The sequence below is a fragment of the Kitasatospora sp. NPDC051984 genome, from assembly GCF_044593455.1.
Lineage (GTDB): Bacteria > Actinomycetota > Actinomycetes > Streptomycetales > Streptomycetaceae > Kitasatospora.
In genome coordinates this window covers 24,996-41,925 of the sequence record NZ_JBIUCB010000040.1, presented here as the reverse complement: position 1 = coordinate 41,925, position 16,930 = coordinate 24,996, and the positions used below count along the sequence as shown (strand labels likewise).

Below are 16,930 nucleotides of genomic sequence, written 5' to 3'. Positions count from 1 at the left end.
AACCCTAGACAAGTCACATCCTCCCAGGTCAGATGGCATCTCCGTTTTCATGTCCGGCCCCTGGAACGGCAATTGGCCGGTGAATCCGGGCTCAGGCCAAGGCCGACGAGGAATCCTGTCCGAGTTCGCGAAGTCGGTGCTCGGACTATGCCATCCCTGGACACGTGCTTCCTGGAGTGAAGATGAGTGTTGTAACGGAGTACGAGCTGAAGCTCGACTGGGTTCGGATCGACGACGTCAGCGACAACGACAACGTGGGTGAGGTCGGCGGCTCCATCCTGCTGGACGACCTGACCTTGTGGCAGCCCACCGTCCAAAACTTCCTGGGGGGAACTCACAGCACCACAGCGGACATGAGGGCCGGAGACTTCTTCAAGCTCCCCAAGGAGCGGTCCTCACATCGCCACTTCGATGACGACGCTCCGCAGCAGTCCGTACCCTTCAGGTTGAGGATGCGGTTGGTGGAGAATGACACCTTTGGCCAGGACAGCATCGCTCAGGTCACCGAGGAGATCCGTCCCGACCCGAACGACTTCAACGGCAAGGCGAGCCTGACGGCCGAGAAGACCGCCTCGGCCGACGGCAAGATCACCTACCGATACACGCTCACGCGAATCGGTTAGCTCGAAGCGCCGACTGCGGCGGCGGGTCAGGCAGCGGCCTGGAGGCCGACGTCCAGGTCGAAGACCGGAGCGACGGTGCCGAGCGGAGCGGACTGGTTGAGGGCCACGACGGTGGCCTTCACCGGCATCTCGCCGAGTGCGGCGGGGGCCATGGTCACCGAGTCCGCGCCGATGATCGACGTCTTCGGGTAGTGCCACACGACGGCCTTGGTGCCGTGCACGGCGGCGATCATCAGCGCCCGGTTCTGCGCGGCCGGGCGCGTGGGGATCGAGAGCAGGCCCTTGCTGTCGAGGCCCTTGTCGGTGCCGTAGTAGACGGCTACAGCAATGGCCACGAACCCGACGTCCGCGCACCGCGGTTGCTCGCCGCGTGACCGTCCGCCGCTGACACCAGGCCCCACCCCTTGCGTGTGGTCACTCCTGAGCCCAGCCGCGCCCGCCTGATGAACGAGGAGGCAGCGCCCCAGAGGGGCACCACCTCGTCGTCACGTCACGGGGACGTCAGGGAGTCTGAACCACATTCACGTTGGTCACCTTCGCGCAGACCGCGAACGCCTGGAGGGTGCCCGGGCTGGTGGGGTCGCTGTTCGTGGCGTACGCCCACCAGGTCTCGTTGCCGAGGGGCCTGCTGGCCGCGAGGTTGTAGCGCTGGACGTACGCGTTTCCGGCCTTCACCTCGGCTCCGCCGCCCGTGAGGACCTCTCCGGCCGGACATTTGGCCTGGGCCGCTGCCTCACCGGCGTAGCCGCCGCCGGGCGACGGGGGAAGCGTGACAATCGGGCCGTACACGATGTCCATCGTTGCCGGGCCGTCAGCTCCCGCAAAGCCGACCGAGCTGACCAGCATTCCCGCAGCCGCTGCTGCCACGAGGGCAAACTTCACCGCGCGCTTGACCACTGAGGTCTCCTTCTATCACTGAGGGGAGTCCCCGGTGCTCAGCGGGACTCGTCTATACACCCACAGATTCCACGTACCGTCGGATTTGCGTACAACACGTCCGAAATTCACCCGTTGCGATCAAGCCGGCGCCCACCACCCCTGCGACAAGGCCTGGCCGGCCCCGGTGCGGCCCGGACCGCCCTTCGGACCGTGCCGAGGCCCGGCCAGACCCCGGGCCCCACCCCGAGCAGCACAGGAGAGCAAGCAGCATGCCCGAGTACACCGTCGCCGTGGACGTCATCACCGTGCACGTGGTGCCCGTCGAAGCCGACACACCCGAAGCCGCCCAGGCCGAGGCCGAACGCCTGGTCGAGCAGGACTGGGAGACCTGGCACCACCACACCGAACCCGCGTGCGTCGGCGACGCCCTCACCGAGGACGAATGGGCCGCCCAGGAAGCCGAGTGGGCCCCGCTGAAGCAGACCGCCGAGCAGCAGGCCGCCGAGGGGCGCCAGGCCCCACCCCCGCGGCCACCACCCGCCCGTGCCCGGCCAGCCCCGTCGGCCGAGGGCACCAGGCCCAACCCCGACCCGCCCGAACGGAAGGACACACCCCTGGCCATCCACCCCGCCAACCTGCTGCCCGACGGCCGCCGAGGGGCACTACCGGGTCGTGCGCGGCCTCGGCGAACAGATCGGCACCCGTGGAGAAACACGGTGGCGTCTGGATGCCCCGCAACGCTGCTGGAGCCTGGGTCGGAGCCGCCGCCGGCCGCTCGGGCTACCTCACCCCGCCAGGTCGCCGCCGTTCGAACTGTCCATCACCGTCCCGCTCCCGCCCCCGGAAGAGCTTGAGCAGTACCGGGTGACGCCGGGCCCCACCCCCGTCGTCGTGGCCGAGCGTGAGGCCCAGACGCGGAGCACCCCACCTCCGTCGGAAGTGGGGGTGGGGGAGGTGAGCGGTCAGCCGAGGTAGACCTTCTGCCACTCCAAGGACGTCATGGACAGAGCCGCCTCGGCGAGGGTGCGCGCCGACTCGGTCTTGAGGCTGCCGAGGCTGCTGTCGATCCACGGCTGGACGTTCTGATAGCCCTGCTCGCGGTACTCCACTGCCTGGATCAGGCACTCCAACTTGTCCGCGTCATGGGCGACGACGACCTCCAGGCTCTCGGCGTTCTCGTACTCCTCCACGATGGCCTGCACTCCGGCAACGACAGCCGGATGAGCAGCGCTGACCTGATCGGCGGTCACGCGTTCGTTCGAGGCCGCGGTGAGGTAGCGCCGGCTGATGTGGGGGATATCGCTGACCCGGGTTTCCTGGGTGTCGTGGAAGAGGCACAGCAGGGCGACCTTGGCCGGGTCGGCCCCCTCCATCATCGCGAGCACCGCGCCCACGATGCCCGTCCGGAAGGAATGTTCGGCGATCGTCTCGGGGTCTTTGACCCCAGCGATCCACCAGCCGGAGCGCTTCGCCCGCTTGAGCATGCCCGCCTCGAACAGGTAGCCAGCGGTGCCCTTCGCCTGCTTGTCGTCCGTCATTGTTGTCCTTCGCTGTTGGATCGGTTGTTGCTGTATCCGCCTACCCGCAGACCGTAGTGCACAGACTCAAGCTCTCGGCGGGACTGCCCTGAAAGACCGTCACCGTCCAACAACGTGCACACTCGTGCGGCCAGGTCCCGGGCTGTACGGGGGTCCGCGTCGGCCAGGCCCCGGCGGGTGAGCATGAGTGCCCAGATCGAATGGACGTACAGATCGGTGTACTCGCCCGCACGGTCCAGCCGGATGGCGAACTGTCGTAGCAGCGAGGAGGCGTCCCACGCGGGGCACTCCTGCTCGGCCATGAAGTCATCGCTGGTCTGGGGACGTGAATCGAGCCCGAGCCAATGAGCCCAGTAGTTCAGGTTCGCGGCTTCGAAGTCGTCATTGTCGGTGATCGAACGGGCGATGAAGTCCCGGAGCAACTCGGGATCTCCCTTCCTCGCCAGTGCCGCCGCGACCGAACGCGCCTCGGCCCAGCGGGGCGACCATCCCGAGCCCGCCGAGGGGATCCGCCCTCGGCGCTGCATCCCCCCAAACCACTCGGCCACATCGCGGGCCCGGTCGTAGGAGGACAGGTACCAGACCTGCCTTCGGAGTAACGCGGTCTCCTCACCTCCGCTCTCCACCAGGTCGGCGGTATGCCGGAGGTTGTCGAAGAATCGCGCGCGCATTTCCTGCCCCAGAAGCGGCGCGGTGGAGACAGGCCCGCGTCGGGCGGCAGGGATGCTCAACTCGGCTGCCACCGCACCGGGCAGAACCCCGCTGACGGCCCAGCCGATCATGTGCGTGGTGTCGCGAGTAAGCACCCACCCGGCCAGTGGATGCTCCAGAACTTCGGCCCTCGAGGGCCTGAACCGCAGTATCTCGCTGAGGACGAAGTCTGCGTCCATGGCAAGGCTGATCAGGTTGACCAGCCCACTTGGCGCGCCGAGCAGGATCAGCCTCCGGCGCAGCATCACCAGGTTCCCGGCTCGGGTGGAGGAGAGTGGCCGACGGCCGGACTCCCAGCCCTGGACGGTGCTCTTGTCGATGCCCAGGTCCACGGCCAACTCGTCCTGAGTTCTCGGGATCTGTTCCCGGATGACCTTGAACAGGAAGCCGGAAATCACCCCTTCGGGGACCCTGACGACCTCGGACGGACTGTCAGTCAGTGTTTCGGTGCGCCTCGGTGGTGTCCGCCCAGCCATTTCTGCCCCCCCTGCCCTCGGTCGTCCAGGTAACTCGTACTGGCAGTCCGTCGAGCCCTGTCTTCACCGGCCGTAACGTCATGACTACGGCATCGCCGGTGACAGCGGAAGCCTAGTGCCAACTCGGTCTTCTGCGAACGACGGTGCTGTCCTGCCGTAGAGCCCCCTGCGGCAGCCTCAACCATCCAGCAGGAGGACCAGCATGCCCACCAGCACCATGCCGTCCGTCGGCACGCTCGGCGAGCGCTTCCGGTAGATCCGTAGTGACCGCGACACCTGATCCCACAAACCCCAGGCTGTCGCACGAGTCCCGAGGAGCGGCCTCCCCACGGCGGCCTCGGGGACGGAGGGAACACCACCATGACGAGACGCAAGACCCCGAGGGTCTACCGCGACCCCGAGACCGGCCCGTCGAAGGCCGAGCGGTACAAGCTCCCGAAGGGCTGGAACCCGCTGGACGAGTATCGGAAGGCCAACGCGGCCGGCCGGGCCCCGTCCCTGGGCGAGATCGTGCAGGAGTCTGCCATGCGGTGCTCGTGTCGCTGCCGCAACTGCGTTACCCGCAGGGGTGCCGCTGATCGTCCGACAGAAGCGGGGCCTGAAGGTGGTCGAGGGCGACCCGGTCTGGCACTGCGAGGACGGCTGGACGGGCACCGTCGCGGAGACCCCGGGCGAGCACGCCAACCATGCATGGGTGAACAGGGATTCCTCCCGCGCCGTGTACCCGGAGCTGGTCCTGCTGACCGAGTTGGAGCCCGCAGAGTGAACACGCCGAGACCCTTCCGCCTTGCGGGCGACGAGTACGCGGTGGACCGGCCGGACGGCTACCGCCAGGGAACGTGCTGGGTCTGCCGGCAGGAGAAACTGGTCTGCGCGGGCACCACGCTCCGCGCCCCCGGCAACTACGACAGCACGCTCCACACGATCTGCGACGACTGCATCGCCCGCGCCCGCACACCCCATCGCCGCGCCGCGCTGCGGGCCGCGCTCGACCGGCGGCCGGCGTAGCAGTGACGCCCCGAGGAGAGAACGCCGTGGACGACGGCCGGAACGACTGCGGGGACACCGCCGGGCGGGCCTCGCACGAGGCCCCCACCCCTGGCCGCTTGCCGTCGCGTACACGGTTTCCCTGCTCGCGCTCATAGCGCTGGCGACGGCGCTGATCGCCTCCGGCCGCTACTAGCCTCACCCTTGCCCGCTGGGCGCCCATGAGTTCCCGGCCCGCTGGAAAGGGTCCGTCGGGCCGGGTCTGCATCACCCCGTACCACGGCTCGTCCACCTTGGACGAGCGGAGCCAACCCGATTGGAGAGGCATCGTGAGCGACACCACCATCACGCCCGACCCGGAGGTCACCGCCCTGACGCGGCGGCTGGACCACTCCGTCCCGGACGGCGACTTCGCCCCGGCCACCGTCGCGTCCCTGACGCGGCGCCTGGACCACTCCGTCCCGGACGGCGACTTCGCCCCGGCGGGAACCGAGAGCTGACCGCAACTCCCAACTGATGCCGTCTGACTGACGGCACGGCGGGCCGACTCGGCATGCGCAACCGGGTCGGCCCGCCACCTCCCCGACCTGTCACCTGCACGCCTCGACCAAGAGGAGAACCATCGTGTCGCCGACGATTGCCACCCGAGTGGAGCCCGGTTCCTTCTTCGACCTCACCCGCAAGGACCCGGCCCTGACCCGGCTCCGTGACGCGGGCGCCGAACCCGTGCTCCCGTTCGCCCTGATGGAGCGCCTGGTGCGGTCCGGCACTCCCTTCGCGGAGCACGCCCGAGTCCTGCGCAGTGACACCGTGACCGTGGCGGGCGTGACCTTCGACTGGTTCGACGCCGAGCTTCCCCGCGAGATCGCCGACGAACTCAGCCTGACAGAATACGAGCTCGTCCAGCACACCGACGAGCGCCGCACGACGCTGACCCAGGCCCTGGACCGCCTGTCGCTTATCCACCCCGAAGGGTTCGCCCGCGTGCGCGAGTTCGTCCGCGGCCTGCTGTGGGTCGCCCTCAAGCCTGGTGTCCGCGCGTCCTCGCTGACCAGTTCCAGCGACCCGGCGCTCCCGTACGTCATCGTGTTCTCCGACAAGGCCCGGCACCACATCCCGCCGAACACCGTCAGCCCCGAGCCGTCGCCCCGCTTCCTGGCAGAGAACCTGCTGCACGAGGGAACGCACCAGTCGATCAGCTTCCACGTCCTCCAGAACCGGGTGTTCGCCGACGGCTACTCCTCCCGGACCTCGCCCAGGATCGAGATCGGGTGGCGCGCGACGCAGGGCGAGGCCCGCAACCAGTTCTGGGAGATCGACCGGGCGTTCCACGCGACCTGCGTCTACAACCAGTTGCTGCGGTTCCGCCGGACCGAACTGGACCGCGACGACCTGACCGCCGACGAGCGCGCGCGCTTCCAGGACGCCTACGACGAGGGACTGCCGGCCGTCCGCTACCTCATGCGCGAACTGGAGCTGTTGGGCGAGCACTTCTCCCCCCACGGGGTGGAGCTGCTGGCCGACCTGCGCCACCGGACCGACCAGCTGTAGTGCGACGCTGAGCGCAAACCGAACGAGGGAAGGCCCCGTGCTCCAGCACCTCATCACCCAGGACGACCAGCTGCGCATGGTCCCCATCGACCGGGACGAGCTGACCATTGTCGTCGACCAGCTCCGCCAGGAGTTGGACGCCACCACCGACCCCTCCCGGACCCGGTTCCTGAGCAGGGAGATCGGCATCGCCCAGATGACCCTGGGCAACCATGACGAGGCCCGCGCACTCCTGCGGCAGGCGCTCGACATGGCCACCACCGCAGGCAACACCCGATCCGTCGTCGCCTCCGGGATCAACCTCGGCGACGCCCACCGCTACGCCGGCGACACACAGGCCGCGGACGCCCTCTACCGCAGCGCACTGGCCACCGCGCGAAGCCGGCACCCGGAACTCCTCGACTTCGCACACCAGCACTTCGGCAAGCACCTGATGGAACTCGGCGACCACGCGGGGGCGTTGGCCCACCTGCAAGAGGCGCTGCGGCTGCGGATTGCCAAGGGCAACGCGGAGCTGGTCGAGTCCACGCAGGCCGCACTCGACCGGGTCGCGCTGCTGCTCGGCCGGGCCAACCCCAACTCCCCGGCACCGCACGGGTGGAGTGCCGGGTGGACCGCCTGGATCCAGTCCCGCACCACCGCCCGGACGCCGGCCCGATGGGCGGAGAACTTCCCCGGCCTCCAGGGCGCCGTGCGAGGAATCACCGCGCACCAGCGCGCGCACCCGCGCCTCCTCCGCCACCTGCGCGACCAGTCGTTCGCCGCCGAGCCGATCGCCGCGATGGCGCAGGAGGCCGAGAACGCCCTTGCCACCGCCGGATACCTCCACAACGGCAAGTGGAACGCGCCCGTCGGCGACGCGGCGACCCGCTTCGCCGACCACGTCGACCTCGCCGCCGTCGTGGCCCGGTCCACGGGCCTGGAGGTCGAGCAGCCGCACACCGGCGTCTACATCGCGTACCTGGAAGACGGGCAGTTCCTCGACTTCCACGTCGACGAGTTCGGCTTCGGCGAGGTCAACCTGATCCTGTGCCTCAAGCACGACCGCCCCAGCGGTACCGCCACGCCCAGCTCCACCGTCTTCATCACCGCCGACGGCTACCTCGAATGCGATCTGGCCGCAGGTGACTGCGTCGTCTTCGACGGCGCACTCACGCCCCACGGCCGGACACCTGTCAGTGCCAGCGAGAGCGTCACCCTCATCAGCTTCGGCTTCCGTGCGCGCGACCGAGCCTCCCGCACGCCCGCAAACCTCCCGCCGCCGCCCCGGCCGTGAGGCTTGGAGCACGGCTCGCGCGGGGGGCGATCTCGACGTTCTTGCACGGGCCACGGCTGTGACGCGAAGTGGCTGCATGACCGGCTGGTCGAGTCGTGCTTGCCCATCGAGCGCGACGACCTGACACAACTCGGCGCACCCCGGTCGTGGGAGCTGATCTCGCTCCCGCCCCGCACCGCGAGGTGGTGATGGTGAGCCCCCGGGCCCGCCTCGGGGAGTTCCTGCACCGCGACGGGTGGCCCGGCTCCGCTGCCGTACGCGGTGATTCCCCCACCTACGTGTAAACGAATCTGGCCACGTCCACGATCAGCATGAACTGGGCCAGGCAGAGCACCCCGAGCAGCAGCCGGCGGCGCGGATGCCCGGCGGCCGGGGCGTGGGTGGACGGTGGATGGTGCGCGATGCGTTAGGGGTTTCAGGGTGGGGGTTCAGCGAAAGCCGAGGCCGGTCAGGCGAGTTGGGTCAGCGCCCGCGCGGCATCCACGAAGAACTGCTCGTCGGCCGTGTCGTGCAGACCCAGCAGCACGCCCTGGGTGAGCCCGACGAACAGCGCCCGCAGCGCGGTGACCAGGCGCTGCGCCCGATCCGCCGTCACCGTGCCACCGGCGAGCGCGCGTCCGGCGAACAGCTCCACCAGCTGCGCCTCCTGGGCCCGCACCGACTCGGCCAGCCGGGTGCGCAGGTCGGTGTCGTGCACCGCCATGTCCAGCAGCGTCACCTGCAGGGACAGTGCGGCCATCGCGTCGGGGCGGTCGCAGCTGCGGCGGTAGTGGCGGGCGAAGGCGTCGACCGCCGCCGGCAGGTCGAGTTCGCGCGGCAGGGCCTGTTCGAGTTCGGCGTAGTGCGGGCCCAGGTGGTCCGCGACCACGGCCACCACCAGGCCGTTCTTGCTGCCGAACAGCGAGTACACCGCCCCGGTGGTCACCCCGGCCAGCGCGGCGATCTCGTCCAGCTTCGCGCGGTAGCCGTCCCGGGATACCAGCTGGAGGGCGGCGTCCAGCAGTGCCCGGCGGTTGCGTTCCTTGGCCTCGGCCCTCGTCATTCGCATAGTCTGATTATTACCGTAATCTTGTTACGGGAAACTGAGACACTCAGGGGAGGGGAACGCGCATGGCGAGGAACAGGACGGTGGGGATCGTGGCCGACGGCGCCTTCAAGGTGCTGCTGGCGGCGGTGTCCGGACTCGGGGCCGTGCAGGTCGGCGGCCAACTCGGCGTCGCGCCATGGCTGATGATCGTCTGCGCGGTGGCCCTGCTGATCTGCGGCGCGGCCGAGATCCGCTTCGTGCGGCGGCGGCCGGCCCGCACCTACACCCGGCTGATGATCGGCTACGACGCCGGCTGGGTGCTGACCGCCGCCGCCGGGCTGCTGCTGGCGCACGGCGGCAGCAGCGCGGGTGGCGAGGTGTGGATCGGCTACCAGGCCCTCGCGCCACTGGTGTTCGCGGCGGTGCTGGCCCGCGCCGAGGAGAGCCGAGTCGAGGAGAGCCGAGTCAAGGTGAGCCGAGTCGAGGAGAGCCGAGCCGTGGAGAGCCGAGCCGAAGAGAGCTGAGGCATCCTCAAAGCGGCCGTCAGGACTGGTCGAGAACGCCCGTGACCACCGTGTGCAGGTGGTGCCGGAAACGGTCGAGGACCGGCAGGTCGAGCGGGCCGAGGCGGCGGCCGGCCGGGTCGATGACGCCGGCCTGGCCGAAGGAGTGGGACGTCCAGACGATGGTGAAGACCAGCATCTCGACGTCCACCCCGGCGCCGAGGCCGGCCCGGGCGAGCACCTCGCGGACGGCGGCGGCGACCTCGGCGACCAGCGGACCGGCGAACTCGGTCTCGATGTCGGCCAGGTCGGAGCCCTCGGCCAGCCAGCGGCGCATCCACAGCGCCGGCACCTCGGGGTGGCTCAGGCAGAACGACAGGTAGGCGTCGACGAAGGCGAGCAGCGCCGCCCTGGTCTCCTCGGGGGACGGGCCGCAGGTGTGCAGCTGGCGGACGGCGGCGGTCACCACCTCGCGCTGGGCGAGATGGGCCCGGCGCATCACCTCGCGGTACAACTCCGGCTTCGCGCCCACGTGGTAGGCGACGGTGGCGATGTTCAGCCCGACCGCGTCGCCGATCGCCCGGGTACTGGTGGCGTCGTAGCCGCGCTCGGCGAACAGTCGGGTGGCGGTCGCCAGGATGCGTTCGCGGGGACCGTCGTCGGACCGGGTGCTCATGGGCCGAGGCTACCCGAGACGGAGTGCCGGTTTCAATCACATGACGGAGCGAAAAGTCGCAGGTCACGGAGCATTGCCCATTCCTCCATCATTCGATTGAATGAGCGCCTTCCACGGAGAGGAGGGCCCGGTCATGGGCTCCACGAAGGTGGCGGTGATCGGTGCCGGCGCGGCCGGGCTCGCCACGGCCAAGGCGCTGCTCGACCACGACCTGGACGTCACCGTGCTGGAACGCGGCGACCGGGTCGGCGGCCTGTGGGCGGGCGACGACAGCGCCGGGACGTCACCGTCGTACGACAGCCTGCACCTGAACACCAGCAAGGGCCGTACCCAGTTCGTCGACCACCCGATGCCCGAGCACTGGCCCGACTACCCGTCGGCCGCCCGGGTGGCCGGCTACCTCGCCGAGTACGCCCACCGGTTCGGCGTCACCGAGCGGGTCCGGTTCCACACCGACGTCACCGCCGTCCGCCGCGCCGACACCCACTGGGAGGTCGAGACGGCGGCCGGCGCCGAACAGGCAGCCGGGATTGAGAAGTTCGGCGCCGTGGTGGTCGCCAACGGCCACAACCGCGAACCGAAATGGCCCAGCCCCGGCTACCCCGGCCACTTCGACGGCACCCAGATGCACGCCCACGACCACCACAGCGCCGACACGTACAAGGGCCGCCGGGTGCTGGTCGTCGGCATGGGCAACAGCGCGATGGACATCGCCGTCGACGCCTCGCACGTCTCGCACGGGCCGGTGCTGCTCTCCGCCCGGCACGGCAGCCACATCGTGCCCAAGTACCTGTTCGGCCGCCCGTCCGACGCCACCGGCGGCGCGCTGTCCGTGCTGCCCTGGCGGATCCGGCAGGCCGTCGCGCAGACCGTGCTGCGGCTCGCCGTCGGCACGCCCGAGCGGTACGGCCTGCCTAAGCCGGCCGGCGGGCTGTTCCAGAACCACCCCACGATCAGCGACACCATCCTGCACCGCCTCACCCACGGCGAGGTCGAGGCCCGTCCCGGCATCGAACGGCTCGACGGCAACCGGGTGCTGTTCACCGACGGCACCGCCGACCGGGTCGACGTGATCGTCTGGGCCACCGGCTACCACGTCACCATCCCGTTCCTGGACGAGCGCTGGACCGGCGACGACCCCGAGGAACTGCCGCTCTACCAGCGGGTCTTCCACCTCGACGACCCCACGCTGAGCTTCGTCGGCCTGATGCAGTCCACCGGTGCCGCGCTCCCCGTCGTCGAGGCCCAGGGCAAGCTGGTCGCCGCCCACCTGGCCGGCCGCTACGCGCTGCCCACGCCCGAGCAGCAGCGCGCGCACGTCCAGCGCATGCACGCCGCCGCCGTCCGCCGCTGGGGCGCCAAGCGGCCGATGATGCGGATCGACTTCGACCAGTACACCGCCGCCGTGCCCCGCGAACTGCGGGCCGGTGCCCGCCGAGCCGTCGCCCGCCGAGCCGTTGCCCGCCCCAACTCCACCACGAAGGCAGCGATATGACGCTCCGACTGTTCGATCGCCGTCAGGACCCGCGGGGCCGCCGCGTACTGATCACCGGCGCCTCCGGCACCATCGGCCGCTCCCTCGGCGAGCGCCTCACCCGGGCCGGCGCCCACGTCATCGGCCTCGACCTGCGCCCCACCGGCGACGAACCGTTCACCGTGCTGCGCTGCGACATCACCGACGGCGCCAGCGTCACCACCGCCGTCGCCGAAGCCCTCGACACCCTCGGCGGCCTCGACATCCTGGTCAACAACGCCGGCATCGGCGGCCCCGCCCCCGCCGAACTCGCCCCCGGCGACGAAGTCCGCCGCCAGCTGGAGATCAACCTGCTCGGCACCTGGCGCACCACCGCCGCCTGCGTGGACGCCCTCGTCGCCGCCCGCGGCCGGGTCGTCATGGTCACCTCCCGGATGGCCGTCATGCAGCTCCCGCTCGCCGCCGCCTACGGCGCCTCCAAGCGCGCCATGGTCGCCTACGCCGACGCGCTGCGCCTCGAACTCGGCACCCACGTCACCGTCACCTGCGTCTACCCGTCCGCCGTGCGCAGCCCCATCCACGACTCCACCAAGGCCGCCGGACTCTCCCTCGACGGCATGAGCGTCTACGAGCCGCTGGACGGCGTCCTCGACACCATCGAACGCGCCGCGCTCGCCGTCCGGGCCCGCCGCGACCTGCCCACCACCCGCAAGGGCGCCGTCGAGTTCTTCCTCGCCCGCCACCTGCCCGCGCTCACTGACCGGATCGTCACCGGCACCCTCGCCAAGCGCGCCGCCGCCGGCGCCTTCGACGACGCCCCGCTCGCCGCCGGCGTCGCCGCCCGCCACCGGAGCACCCCGTGACGGACCCCCACGCCCGACCGGAGCAGGCCCCGCCGTCGCCGGCCCGACCGGAGCAGGCCCCGCCGTCGCCGGCCCGACCGGAGCAGGCCCCGCCGTCGCCGGCCCGACCGGAGCAGGCCCCGCCGTCGCCCAGAGCCGGCCGCCGCACCCTCACCCTGTACGCCACCGGCTCCGTCGGAATGGGCGTCTGGGTCACCGTGCCCGGCCTGCTGCTGCTCTACTTCCTCACCGACGTGCTCGGCGTCCCCGCCGCCGTGGCCGGCCTCGCCCTGCTGCTGCCCAAGATCGTCGACATCGTCGTCCACCCGCTGCTCGGCTCCCGCTCCGACCGGCAGGCCCGCGTCCACGGCCACCGCCGCCGGATGATGCGCACCGGACTGCTGCTCGGCCTCGCGATGGCCGCCATGTTCACCGTCCCGGGCCAACTCGCCGGCGCACCAGCCGCGTTGTGGGTCGGTGGCTGGCTGATCATCGGCAACCTGCTGTTCGCCGCCTTCCAGGTGCCCTACCTCACCACCCCCTCCGACCTGCTCGTCGGCTACCACGAGCGCACCCGGGTCTTCATGTTCCGGATGGCCCTGCTGACGATCGGCCTGCTCGGCGCCGGCGTCGCCGCCCCCGCCCTCGCGGCCGGCGGCGGCCGCGGCGACTACACCCGGATGGCCCTGCTGCTGGCCGTCGCGATGACCGCCTCCGCCGCCGTCGCACTGCGCGGCGTCCGCGGCCTCACCGACGCCTGCGGCTTCCGCCCGCCCGACCCGCGGGCCGGCCACTCCACCCTCGCCGACCTGCGGATCGCCCGCCAGGACCGCAACTTCCGCGCCCTGGTGGCCTCCTACCTGTTCACCGGCACAACAACCCATCTGTTCCTGGCCGCGCTGCCCTACGTCACCCAGTACCTGTTCCACAACGCCAAGTTGACGGCGCTGTTCATGGGCCTGTTCCTCGGCCCCGCGATGTTCGCCGGACCCGCCTGGACCGCCTGGTCGCGACGGATCGGCAAACAGCGCGGACTGCTGCTCTCCCAGGCCGTGTTCGCCACCGGCTCGCTCGCCCTGCTGCCCGGCGCCCTGCTGGCCGGCGGGGTCGGCACCGCGCTCACCGCCGTCGTCGTGATGGCCATGGGCATCGCCTTCTCCGGCCTGCAACTCTTCGCGTTCTCCATGCTGTCCGATGCCGTCAATGCCGCCGGCTCGTCCGATGCCGTCAATGCCGCCAATGCCGTCAATGCCGTCGGCTCGTCCGACGCCGTGAACGCCGTCAATGCCGTTAATGCCGCCGGCTCGTCCAAGGCCGGCGCTTACACCGGCGTGTGGACCGCCACCGAGGCCACCGGCACCGCCGTGGGCCCCTACCTGTACTCTGCCGCGCTCGCCCTCGGCGGCTTCGTCTCCAGCACCGGCGGCCACACCACCGCACAGAGCGGCACAGCCCTGAACGCGCTGCTGCTCGGCTTCACCGTCCTGCCCGCCGCGCTGATGGCCGTCGCCCTGTGGTTCCAGCGCCGCTGCACCCTGGACCGCACCCCATGACCGGACCCGACACCCTCGCCGTGGCGGCCGTCGCCCTCGGCGCGTTCGCCCAGGCCGCCACCGGCATGGGGTTCTCGCTGATCTCCGCGCCCGCCCTGATCGCCGCGCTCGGCCCGCACCGCGGCGTCGCCACCGTGCTGGCGCTCGCCCTGCTCGCCTCGCTGCTGCCGCTGTCCCGGGACTGGCGGCACATCCGCCCCCGGGACACCGGCCGCCTGCTGGTGCCCACCCTGCTCGGCACCCCCGTCGCCGCCTGGCTGCTCGGCGGCGTCGACACTCGGCTGCTCGCCATCGCCGCCGGCGCCGGCGTGCTGGCCGGCGTCACACTGCTCGCCTGCGGGCTGCGTTCGGCGTTCCTGCAACGCCCGGCCGGCGCCTGGATCAGCGGCCTCGCCAGCGCCGGACTGAACGTCATCGGCGGCGTCGGCGGCCCCCCGATCGGCCTGTACGCCGCCAACGCGGGCTGGCCCCCGAGGCAGGCCAGAGCAACCCTGCACGCCTTCTTCCTGGTGCAGAACGTGGCCACCGTCGCCGTCGTCGGCTTCGTCCTGCCGTCCTGGCCCGCCGTGGCCGCCCTCGCCGTCGGCGCGGCCACCGGCATGGCACTCTCCCCGCGCCTGTCCCTCGCCGCCACCCGCAACGGGGTGCTCGCCGTGTCCTGCGTCGGCGCGATCGCCCTGATCGCCACCGCGCTGTGAGGGCCGCCGCGTGACACGGTGGCGGCCCGATCTCAGCCCTGCTGCGGCAGGTGCTCCGCGACCAGGGCGGCGAACTCGTCCGGGGAGACGATCCGGATGCCCAGCTCCTCCGCCTTCGCCCGCTTCGATCCCGCCTTCTCGCCCGCCACCAGCAGCGTGGTGCGCTTGGAGACCGAGGACGAGGACTTGCCGCCGGCCCGCTCGATCAGCTCGTTCATCTCGTTGCGCGACAGCTCCGCCAGCGGGCCCGTCATGCTGCCGGTGACCACCATCGTCTGGCCCGCCAGCGCACCCCCATCGGCGGATTCGGTGGCCGCCGGGGCCTGCGGCTCGGTGACGGCCGTGCCCACGCCCTCGGCGGCCAGCCGGTCCAACAGGCCGGACAGCTCGGCGAGTTCGGTCACCAGCAGGCGGGCCTTCTCCGGGCCGATGCCGTCCACCGCCGCCAGCGTGTCCGCGTCCGCCGCGCGGATCGCCGCCATCGAACCGAAGTGCGCGGCGATCCGGCGCGACATGCTGCGGCCGGTGCCGCGAATGCCGAGCGCGCAGAACACCCGGTGCAGCGGCTGGCTGCGGGCGGTCCCGATCGCCGCCAGCAGATTGTCCGTGGACGTCTCGCCCATCCGCTCCAGCGCCAGCAGCTGCTCCCGCGTCAGCGTGAACACGTCCGCCAGATCCGCCACCAGGCCCGCCTCCACCAGCTGTACCGCGCGGGTCGAACCCAGACCCTCGATGTCCAACTGGTCGCGGCCCGCCGCGTAGATGATCGACGCCACCGCCTGACAGTTGCGGCCCCGGACGCACCGCCAGCGCTGCTCGCTGGTGTCGATCGCCTCGCCGCAGCGCGGGCACGCCTCCGGGAAGACGATCGGCCGCTCCGCGCCGGTGCGCTGGTCCACCAGCGGCGCCTCCACCCGCGGAATGACATCCCCCGCGCGGTGCACGAAGACCCGGTCACCCAGCATCAGCCCGCGCCGCTCGATGTCGGCCGGGTTGTGCAGCGTCGCGTACGTCACCGTCACGCCGTCGATCACCACCGGCTCCAGCACCGCCCGCGGCGCGATGATGCCGGTACGGCCCACGTTCCACTCCACGCCGAGCAGCGTGGTCACCTTGTGCTCGGCCGCCAGCTTGCGGGCCACGGCCCAGCGCGGCGCCCGCGAACCGCTGCCCGCCTCGCGCTGGTCCGCAGCCTCGTCCGCCTTGATCACCACGCCGTCGATGCCGAACGGCAGCGCCGCCCGCAGCGCCGCGATCTGCGCCACCCGCTCCTGCACCTGATCGACCGTCACGCAGCGCACCGGCGCCGCGTCCGTGCTCGCCGCCGTGTTCGCCCCCAGCTCGGCCAGCCGGGCCAGCAGCGCGCTGTGCGCCAGGCCGTCGTCGAAGCCGACCGCGCCGTACGCGAAGAACGTCAACTCCACCCGGTACGGGCGGTCCTTGGCCCGCAGGGTGCCGGCCGCGCCGTTGCGCGGGTTGGCGAACGGGGGCGCGCCGTGCGCGGTGCGGACCTCGTTGGCGCGGTCGAACTGCTCGCGGGTGAACAGCACTTCACCGCGCAGCTCGACGTCCACCGGCTCGGTCAGGACGGCCGGCAGGCCCAGCACGTCGCCCGCCGCGTGGCTGATCTCCTCGCCCGCCAGGCCGTCGCCGCGCGTGATCAGCCGGTGCAGCCGGCCCGCCCGGTAGCGGGCCGCGACGGCCAGCCCGTCCAGCTTCGGCTCCACGCACCAGGCCGCCACCGGGCGGCCCAGCCGGCGCTCCAACCCGGCCGCCCAGTCGGCGAGTTCCTCTTCCGAGAAGACGTTGTCCAGCGACAGCATCGGCACGCTGTGCGGCACATCGCCCTGCGCCGCGCCACCGGCCACCTTGCCGGTCGGCGACTGCGGCAGCACCTCGTCCGGGTGCGCCTCCTCGTACCCGGCGATCGCCCGCAGCAGGGCGTCGTACTCGTCGTCGCCCAGCGAGGTGGACCCGTCGCCGTAGTAGGCGGCCGCGGCCTCGACGGCGTAGGCGACGGCATCGGCGTAGTCGCCGGCGGAGAGCAGAGCGGTGTCGTTCATGCCCGCATCGTCTCGTCTCGCACTGACATTCGGGACGGACGCGTGTCCGGCCC

General features: G+C 71.3%; 19 protein-coding genes. 12 read left to right on the top strand and 7 right to left on the bottom strand.

The features are described from left to right. Positions 1 to 182 precede the first annotated feature (182 nt). Positions 183 to 623, top strand: coding sequence for a hypothetical protein (locus ACIHEI_RS35900; RefSeq protein WP_396609742.1), 441 nt, complete (start codon positions 183 to 185; stop codon positions 621 to 623). Between the two features lie 26 nt (positions 624 to 649). On the opposite strand, the gene ACIHEI_RS35895 is transcribed toward ACIHEI_RS35900, so the two are convergent. Together ACIHEI_RS35895 and ACIHEI_RS35890 are read right to left on the bottom strand one after the other, a co-directional pair. Next, the gene (locus ACIHEI_RS35895) at positions 650 to 958 is read right to left on the bottom strand and encodes a hypothetical protein (protein ID WP_396609741.1); all 309 of its coding nucleotides are present in this window, start codon (positions 956 to 958) and stop codon (positions 650 to 652) included. A 166-nt stretch (positions 959 to 1,124) separates the two neighbouring features. Further along, positions 1,125 to 1,520, bottom strand: a complete 396-nt coding sequence (locus tag ACIHEI_RS35890; protein WP_396609740.1) for a hypothetical protein — start codon at positions 1,518 to 1,520, stop codon at positions 1,125 to 1,127. A gap of 251 nt (positions 1,521 to 1,771) precedes the next feature. Between ACIHEI_RS35890 and ACIHEI_RS35885 the strand changes: the two genes are divergently transcribed. Continuing rightward, positions 1,772 to 2,356 carry a hypothetical protein gene (locus ACIHEI_RS35885; RefSeq protein ID WP_396609739.1) on the top strand — a complete coding sequence of 195 codons (585 nt, stop codon included), beginning with the start codon at positions 1,772 to 1,774 and terminating at the stop codon, positions 2,354 to 2,356. Between the two features lie 108 nt (positions 2,357 to 2,464). Here ACIHEI_RS35885 and ACIHEI_RS35880 read toward each other — a convergent pair whose 3' ends face one another. Both ACIHEI_RS35880 and ACIHEI_RS35875 read right to left on the bottom strand, forming a co-directional pair. Beyond that, entirely contained in the window at positions 2,465 to 3,040 is a 576-nt protein-coding gene (locus ACIHEI_RS35880; RefSeq protein WP_396609738.1) for an HD family hydrolase, read from the bottom strand. Beyond that, positions 3,037 to 4,149, bottom strand: a complete 1,113-nt coding sequence (locus ACIHEI_RS35875; RefSeq protein WP_396609737.1) for a helix-turn-helix domain-containing protein — start codon at positions 4,147 to 4,149, stop codon at positions 3,037 to 3,039. Before ACIHEI_RS35875 ends, ACIHEI_RS35880 begins: the two co-directional genes overlap by 4 nt. Positions 4,150 to 4,795: 646 nt before the next feature. Here ACIHEI_RS35875 and ACIHEI_RS35870 point away from each other — a divergent pair. The 5 genes from ACIHEI_RS35870 to ACIHEI_RS35850 all read left to right on the top strand — a co-directional run bounded on the left by ACIHEI_RS35870 (position 4,796) and on the right by ACIHEI_RS35850 (position 8,041). Beyond that, positions 4,796 to 4,993 (top strand): hypothetical protein, encoded by a 198-nt coding sequence (locus ACIHEI_RS35870; protein ID WP_396609736.1) that lies wholly within the window; start codon positions 4,796 to 4,798, stop codon positions 4,991 to 4,993. Next, a complete protein-coding gene (locus tag ACIHEI_RS35865; protein ID WP_396609735.1) occupies positions 4,990 to 5,235 on the top strand; it encodes a hypothetical protein in 246 nt (81 codons plus the stop codon). Before ACIHEI_RS35870 ends, ACIHEI_RS35865 begins: the two co-directional genes overlap by 4 nt. A 308-nt stretch (positions 5,236 to 5,543) precedes the next feature. Continuing rightward, positions 5,544 to 5,714 (top strand): hypothetical protein, encoded by a 171-nt coding sequence (locus ACIHEI_RS35860; protein ID WP_396609734.1) that lies wholly within the window; start codon positions 5,544 to 5,546, stop codon positions 5,712 to 5,714. A gap of 124 nt (positions 5,715 to 5,838) precedes the next feature. After that, positions 5,839 to 6,765, top strand: coding sequence for a hypothetical protein (locus ACIHEI_RS35855; RefSeq protein WP_396609733.1), 927 nt, complete (start codon positions 5,839 to 5,841; stop codon positions 6,763 to 6,765). A gap of 37 nt (positions 6,766 to 6,802) precedes the next feature. Then, positions 6,803 to 8,041 (top strand): tetratricopeptide repeat protein, encoded by a 1,239-nt coding sequence (locus tag ACIHEI_RS35850; RefSeq protein WP_396609732.1) that lies wholly within the window; start codon positions 6,803 to 6,805, stop codon positions 8,039 to 8,041. Between the two features lie 448 nt (positions 8,042 to 8,489). Here the strand turns inward: ACIHEI_RS35850 and ACIHEI_RS35845 are convergent, their stop codons facing one another. Then, the gene (locus ACIHEI_RS35845; RefSeq protein WP_396609731.1) at positions 8,490 to 9,083 is read right to left on the bottom strand and encodes a TetR/AcrR family transcriptional regulator; all 594 of its coding nucleotides are present in this window, start codon (positions 9,081 to 9,083) and stop codon (positions 8,490 to 8,492) included. A 68-nt stretch (positions 9,084 to 9,151) separates the two neighbouring features. On the opposite strand from ACIHEI_RS35845, the gene ACIHEI_RS35840 reads away from it, so the two are divergent. Next, complete coding sequence (locus ACIHEI_RS35840; RefSeq protein ID WP_396609730.1) at positions 9,152 to 9,592, top strand: hypothetical protein; 441 nt, start codon at positions 9,152 to 9,154, stop codon at positions 9,590 to 9,592. Positions 9,593 to 9,611: 19 nt separating this feature from the next. Here the strand turns inward: ACIHEI_RS35840 and ACIHEI_RS35835 are convergent, their stop codons facing one another. Next, positions 9,612 to 10,247, bottom strand: a complete 636-nt coding sequence (locus ACIHEI_RS35835) for a TetR/AcrR family transcriptional regulator (RefSeq protein ID WP_396609729.1) — start codon at positions 10,245 to 10,247, stop codon at positions 9,612 to 9,614. Positions 10,248 to 10,380: 133 nt separating this feature from the next. On the opposite strand from ACIHEI_RS35835, the gene ACIHEI_RS35830 reads away from it, so the two are divergent. Genes ACIHEI_RS35830 through ACIHEI_RS35815 form a run of 4 tightly spaced genes read left to right on the top strand, consistent with a single transcriptional unit; the run spans position 10,381 to position 14,814 of the window. Next, positions 10,381 to 11,742: a flavin-containing monooxygenase gene (locus tag ACIHEI_RS35830; RefSeq protein ID WP_396609728.1), complete on the top strand. Its 1,362-nt coding sequence runs from the start codon at positions 10,381 to 10,383 to the stop codon at positions 11,740 to 11,742. Beyond that, a complete protein-coding gene (locus ACIHEI_RS35825; RefSeq protein ID WP_396609727.1) occupies positions 11,739 to 12,584 on the top strand; it encodes an SDR family NAD(P)-dependent oxidoreductase in 846 nt (281 codons plus the stop codon). The genes ACIHEI_RS35830 and ACIHEI_RS35825 overlap by 4 nt, the downstream gene beginning before the upstream one ends. Then, on the top strand, positions 12,581 to 14,116 hold the full coding sequence (locus ACIHEI_RS35820; RefSeq protein ID WP_396609726.1) for an MFS transporter: 1,536 nt from the start codon (positions 12,581 to 12,583) through the stop codon (positions 14,114 to 14,116). The genes ACIHEI_RS35825 and ACIHEI_RS35820 overlap by 4 nt, the downstream gene beginning before the upstream one ends. Next, positions 14,113 to 14,814 carry a TSUP family transporter gene (locus tag ACIHEI_RS35815; protein ID WP_396609725.1) on the top strand — a complete coding sequence of 234 codons (702 nt, stop codon included), beginning with the start codon at positions 14,113 to 14,115 and terminating at the stop codon, positions 14,812 to 14,814. Before ACIHEI_RS35820 ends, ACIHEI_RS35815 begins: the two co-directional genes overlap by 4 nt. A gap of 32 nt (positions 14,815 to 14,846) precedes the next feature. Here ACIHEI_RS35815 and ligA read toward each other — a convergent pair whose 3' ends face one another. Further along, positions 14,847 to 16,877, bottom strand: a complete 2,031-nt coding sequence (gene ligA, locus ACIHEI_RS35810; protein WP_396609724.1) for an NAD-dependent DNA ligase LigA — start codon at positions 16,875 to 16,877, stop codon at positions 14,847 to 14,849. Positions 16,878 to 16,930: the final 53 nt, after the last annotated feature.

Bases quoted from the DNA above. Each gene is read 5' to 3' on its own strand.
- ACIHEI_RS35900 (WP_396609742.1), top strand. From the start codon at position 183: ATGAGTGTTGTAACGGAGTACGAGCTGAAGCTCGACTGGGTTCGGATC.
- ACIHEI_RS35885 (WP_396609739.1), top strand. From the start codon at position 1,772: ATGCCCGAGTACACCGTCGCCGTGGACGTCATCACCGTGCACGTGGTG.
- ACIHEI_RS35880 (WP_396609738.1), bottom strand. From the start codon at position 3,040: ATGACGGACGACAAGCAGGCGAAGGGCACCGCTGGCTACCTGTTCGAG.
- ACIHEI_RS35845 (WP_396609731.1), bottom strand. From the start codon at position 9,083: ATGACGAGGGCCGAGGCCAAGGAACGCAACCGCCGGGCACTGCTGGAC.
- ACIHEI_RS35840 (WP_396609730.1), top strand. From the start codon at position 9,152: ATGGCGAGGAACAGGACGGTGGGGATCGTGGCCGACGGCGCCTTCAAG.
- ACIHEI_RS35835 (WP_396609729.1), bottom strand. From the start codon at position 10,247: ATGAGCACCCGGTCCGACGACGGTCCCCGCGAACGCATCCTGGCGACC.
- ACIHEI_RS35830 (WP_396609728.1), top strand. From the start codon at position 10,381: ATGGGCTCCACGAAGGTGGCGGTGATCGGTGCCGGCGCGGCCGGGCTC.
- ACIHEI_RS35825 (WP_396609727.1), top strand. From the start codon at position 11,739: ATGACGCTCCGACTGTTCGATCGCCGTCAGGACCCGCGGGGCCGCCGC.
- ACIHEI_RS35815 (WP_396609725.1), top strand. From the start codon at position 14,113: ATGACCGGACCCGACACCCTCGCCGTGGCGGCCGTCGCCCTCGGCGCG.
- ligA (WP_396609724.1), bottom strand. From the start codon at position 16,877: ATGAACGACACCGCTCTGCTCTCCGCCGGCGACTACGCCGATGCCGTC.